The 4,304-nt window shown below is 74.3% G+C and carries 5 protein-coding genes and 1 pseudogene; all 6 read right to left on the minus strand.

Translation table 11 applies throughout. The annotated features are described in order from the left end of the window. A pseudogene (locus tag EAO70_RS37835) lies at positions 1-250 on the minus strand (hypothetical protein); the annotation flags it as partial. 189 nt (positions 251-439) lie between these two features. After that, positions 440-1,000 carry a hypothetical protein gene (locus EAO70_RS10600; RefSeq protein ID WP_148002743.1) on the minus strand — a complete coding sequence of 187 codons (561 nt, stop codon included), beginning with the start codon at positions 998-1,000 and terminating at the stop codon, positions 440-442. Between the two features lie 185 nt (positions 1,001-1,185). Beyond that, positions 1,186-2,142 carry a beta-ketoacyl-ACP synthase III gene (locus EAO70_RS10605; protein WP_148002744.1) on the minus strand — a complete coding sequence of 319 codons (957 nt, stop codon included), beginning with the start codon at positions 2,140-2,142 and terminating at the stop codon, positions 1,186-1,188. Positions 2,143-2,462: 320 nt separating this feature from the next. Further along, complete coding sequence (locus tag EAO70_RS10610) at positions 2,463-2,846, minus strand: (2Fe-2S) ferredoxin domain-containing protein (RefSeq protein WP_148002745.1); 384 nt, start codon at positions 2,844-2,846, stop codon at positions 2,463-2,465. After that, positions 2,843-3,364, minus strand: coding sequence for an isochorismatase family protein (locus EAO70_RS10615; RefSeq protein ID WP_148002746.1), 522 nt, complete (start codon positions 3,362-3,364; stop codon positions 2,843-2,845). Before EAO70_RS10615 ends, EAO70_RS10610 begins: the two co-directional genes overlap by 4 nt. A 25-nt stretch (positions 3,365-3,389) precedes the next feature. Then, positions 3,390-4,304: bile acid:sodium symporter family protein (locus EAO70_RS10620; RefSeq protein ID WP_148003000.1), on the minus strand; the 915-nt coding region annotated here is incomplete at its 5' end.

Raw genomic sequence — 4,304 nt, forward strand, 5'->3', positions numbered from 1 at the left:
CGGCCCGGAGCTCGTCCGTGCCGCCGCGCACGAGGTGGACGCCGAGGAGGAGGACGACGGCGACGAGGCCCCAGGCACCGCGCCGCCCCGGGCCGTCGGGCCGCGCGGCGCCGTACGGTCCCCCCACGTACGAGCCGCCCGAGCCGTCCCAGCCGCCCGAGCCGTTCGGGCTGTTCGGGCCGTTCGGGCCGTTCGAACCAGTCGGGCCGTCCCAACCGCCCCAGCCGTTCCAGCCGTTCGCGCTGCCCACGCCCGCTCTCCTCCTCGTGCCGCGGGCGCGCCGTCCGCGGCGTCGTCGTGCCGTCCGCGGGGTCCCGTCCGCGTCGCGCCGAGGGCGGCGCCCGTGCGCGGGCGCCGCCGGCGGTGATGGCGCCCCTCCGTCCCGGACCTCGTCACACCGGGTCGGAGGGGCCGTCTCGGGCCCCCTGGGTCCCGGCTGTCAGGCGCCGCCGCCCGAGCCGCGGCGGCGGGTCAGGACGACGGCCGCGCCGAGGGCACCGACGATGAGCAGCACGCCGGTGACGACCTCGGTGACGCCGAGGCCCTCGCCCTCGCCGCCGGACGCGGCGGCGGTGCCGTAGCCGGCCTTCACGCCCTTGTGCGCTCCGGGCGGCACGGTCTCCTGGTGCCCCGGGGTGGTCCCGTCGGGCTTGCCCTGGGCGATGGTCAGGGTGGCGGTGCCGCGCTCGCCCTTGCAGTCGAAGGTGATCTGGTACTGGGCACCGGACTTGGCGTCGATGTCCACGGTGGCGCTGCCGTCGCGGCCCTCGTGGAGGGTCACGGTGTCGAACACGCCGGAGGTGACGGTCACCGTCGGCTCCTCGCAGCCGTCGGACGTGAGCGTCACGGTGCCGCCGGGGGCGACGGTCTCGGGGCTGACGGAGAAGCCGAACGGCGTGACCCCGTGGTCGTCCTCGCCCGCGAAGGCGGCCGGCGCGGTCGTGGCCACGAGGGCTGTGGCGCTCAGCAGGGCGGCGGATGCGGCACGTATCGCACGCATGACGGTCCTCCAGATCACGGGAGGGTCGGTCACGGAGCGATTCCGTGCCCGGAATGCGACAACCCTCACCGCGATCGAAGCTAGGTGCGCCCCCTGCGGGCCGCCACCGGCGGGCCGCCGAACGGGGCATGCCGCCGCCGGGCGTTCCCGGGGGCCGGCCGCCGGCGGTGGCGTACCCCGGGGGCCTACGGCACCCGGACGACCTGGCCCGCGTACGACAGGTTGCCGCCGAAGCCGAAGAGGAGGACCGGGGCGCCGGAGGCGAGTTCGCCGCGTTCAACGAGCTTGGCGAGGGCCAGCGGGATGGAGGCGGCCGAGGTGTTGCCGGAGTCGACGACGTCGCGGGCGACGATCGCGTTGACGGCGCCGATCTTCGCGGCGAGCGGCTCGATGATCCGCAGGTTGGCCTGGTGCAGGACGACGCCCGCGAGGTCCTCGGGGGTGATGCCGGAGCGCTCGCAGGTCTGCCGGGCGAGGGCGGGCAGCTGCTGGGTGGCCCAGCGGTAGACGCTCTGGCCCTCCTGCGCGAAGCGGGGCGGGGTGCCCTCGATGCGGACGGCGTGGCCCATCTCGGGGACCGAGCCCCAGAGGACGGGGCCGATGCCCCGGGCGGCGCCCGGGGTCTCCTCGTCGACGGCCTCGACGATCGCGGCGCCCGCGCCGTCCCCGACGAGGACGCAGGTGGTGCGGTCGGTCCAGTCGGCCACGGCGCTCATCTTGTCGGCGCCGATCACCAGCGCGCGGCGGGATCCGCCGGCCCGTACCGCGTGGTCGGCGGTGGCGAGGGCGTGGGTGAACCCGGCGCAGACCACGTTGAGGTCCATGGTGGCGGGCGAGGTCATGCCGAGGCGGGCGGCGACGCGGGCGGCCGTGTTGGGCGAGCGGTCGATGGCCGTGGAGGTCGCGACGAGGACGAGGTCGATGTCGTCGGGGGTGAGTCCGGCGGTGGCGAGGGCCTTGCCCGCCGCGTGCGCGGCGAGTTCGTCGACGGGTTCGTCGGGGCCGCCGATGTGCCGGGTGCGGATGCCGACCCGGCTGGTGATCCAGGCGTCGTCGGTGTCGACCAACTCCGCGAGGTCGTGGTTGGTGAGCACCTTGGCGGGCTGGTAGTGCCCGAGCGCGGCAATGCGAGTGCCCGTCATCCCGGGACCCCCTCGGTGGTTCGATCGTCCGGCAGGATGTCCCAGTGTTGCCAGCGACTGATGGGTAACCGGTGACGTAAACCACCAAGATTCCCCCGTACCCCTTGGTCGACCGTGACAAGGGCCCGGGCCCCCCACGGGCCCTTGTCACGGTCGACCAAGGGGTACGGGGGAATCTTGGTGGTTTACGTCACCGGTTACCCATCAGTCGCTGGCAACACTGGGACGTACCCCTTGGTCGACCGTGACAAGGGCCCGGGCCCCCCACGGGCCCTTGTCACGGTCGACCAAGGGGTACGGGGGAATCTTGGTGGTTTACGTCACCGGTTACCCATCAGTCGCTGGCAACACTGGGACCCCTCGACGACATCCTCGCCTGGACGGCCGCCGGCGGCCGTCCAGGCGAGGATGTCGTCGAGGGAGTCCTGGTCGAGGGTGAAGGCGACCCAGGCGGCCCGGCCGCCGCGCCGCCGGCCCTCGGTGGAGGGCTGGACGACGACGATGTTGGCCTGGGCGCAGGGGCCGAGGCACTCGCTCGTCCGGACGGCGAGGCGGCCCCCGGAGGCCGCSGCGGCCTCCCGGAGGCGGGCGAGCTGGCCGGCGTGGTCGGTGCCGGGGTTCTTGCGGGCGTCGCCGCAGCAGCAGCCGCGGCAGACGACGAGGGAGCAGGGGCGGGCCCCGTAACGTATCGGGACCGGGGTCACGCGGGGCCGTCCAGGGTGATCTGCGCGACGGGGGCGACGGTGCCGAGGCGCGGGAAGTCGAGGTCGACGGAGGCGCGGTGTTCGTCGGCGGTGAGCGCGCTCATGGCGTCCTCGGCGAAGACCAGGTCGTAGCCGAGGTCGCCGGCGGCGCGGGCGGTGGACTCGACGCCGAGGTTGGTGGCGATGCCGCCGAGGACGAGGGTGGTGGCGCCGAGGCCGCTGAGGAGTTCGTGGAGGCCGGTGTCCTGGAAGCCGCCGATGGTGCGCTTGACGACGACGGGCTCGCCGTCCCGGACGAGGCCGGCGACGAGGTCGCTGCCGGGCGGCTGGGCGTCGACGTTCGGCCGTTCGACCCGGATGTGGACGACGGGCGCGCCGGCGGCCCGGAAGGTGTCGGCGAGCCGGGTGGCGGCGGTGAGGACGTCGGTGCCGGGGCGGGGTGCGAGGGGCAGCGCGACGATGCGGTCCATGAGGTCGACGAGGACGAGCGCGGTGCGGCCGGAATCGAGTGCGGGCATGGGAGCACCGTAGCGGCCGGGATGATCATCCCGTCGTCGGTGTGGGTGTGATCCGGCCTACGGCGGGAGCCACGGGGGTCCCGGGGATCCCGTCCGTCCCGGGGTCCTCCTCCGGGTCGCGGGCGCGGCGCTTCGCGATGACCGCGCAGACCATCAGCTGCATCTGGTGGAAGAGCATGAGGGGGAGGACGGCGAGGGCGGCCTGCGGGCCGAAGAGGACGCTGGCCATCGGGAGTCCCGCCGCCAGGCTCTTCTTGGAGCCGGCGAACTGGATCGCGATGCGGTCGGCCCGGCCGAAGCCGAGGCGTCCGGCGCCGTACCAGGTCAGGGCGAGCATCGCGGCGAGCAGGACGGCCTCGGCGGCGAGGAGGAGGCCGAGCCGGGCCGGGGTCACCAGGTGCCAGATGCCGGCGACCATGCCCTGGCTGAACGCGGTGTAGACGACGAGGAGGATCGAGCCCCGGTCGACGAGGCCGAGGACCTTCTTGTGGCGGACGAGGAGGCCGCCGACCCAGCGGCGCAGGAATTGTCCGGCGAGGAACGGTACGAGGAGCTGGAGGACGATCTTCAGGAGTCCGTCGGCGGAGAGGCCGCCCGCGCTGCCGCCGAGGAGGAGTGCGGCGAGCAGCGGGGTGAGGACGATGCCGGCGAGGGACGAGAAGGAGCCGGCGCAGATCGCGGCGGGGACGTTGCCCCGGGCGATCGAGGTGAAGGCGATGGAGGACTGGATGGTGGAGGGGACGAGGCAGAGGAAGAGGAGGCCGCCGTAGAGCTGGGGGGTGAGGACGGTGGGGACGAGGCCGCGGGCGGCGAGGCCGAGGAGGGGGAAGAGGAGGAAGGTGCAGGCGAGGACGGTGAGGTGGAGGCGCCAGTGCTTGAGGCCGTCGAGTGCCTCGCGGGTGGAGAGCCGGGCCCCGTAGAGGAAGAAGAGGAGGGCGAC

Origin of the sequence: Streptomyces sp. adm13(2018) (assembly GCF_008042145.1) — a bacterium.
Classification (GTDB): Bacteria; Actinomycetota; Actinomycetes; order Streptomycetales; family Streptomycetaceae; genus Streptomyces.

Excerpts from the sequence above, each read along its gene's own strand:
- EAO70_RS10600 (WP_148002743.1), bottom strand. The coding sequence starts at position 1,000 with ATGCGTGCGATACGTGCCGCATCCGCCGCCCTGCTGAGCGCCACAGCC.
- EAO70_RS10605 (WP_148002744.1), bottom strand. The coding sequence starts at position 2,142 with ATGACGGGCACTCGCATTGCCGCGCTCGGGCACTACCAGCCCGCCAAG.
- EAO70_RS10615 (WP_148002746.1), bottom strand. The coding sequence starts at position 3,364 with ATGCCCGCACTCGATTCCGGCCGCACCGCGCTCGTCCTCGTCGACCTC.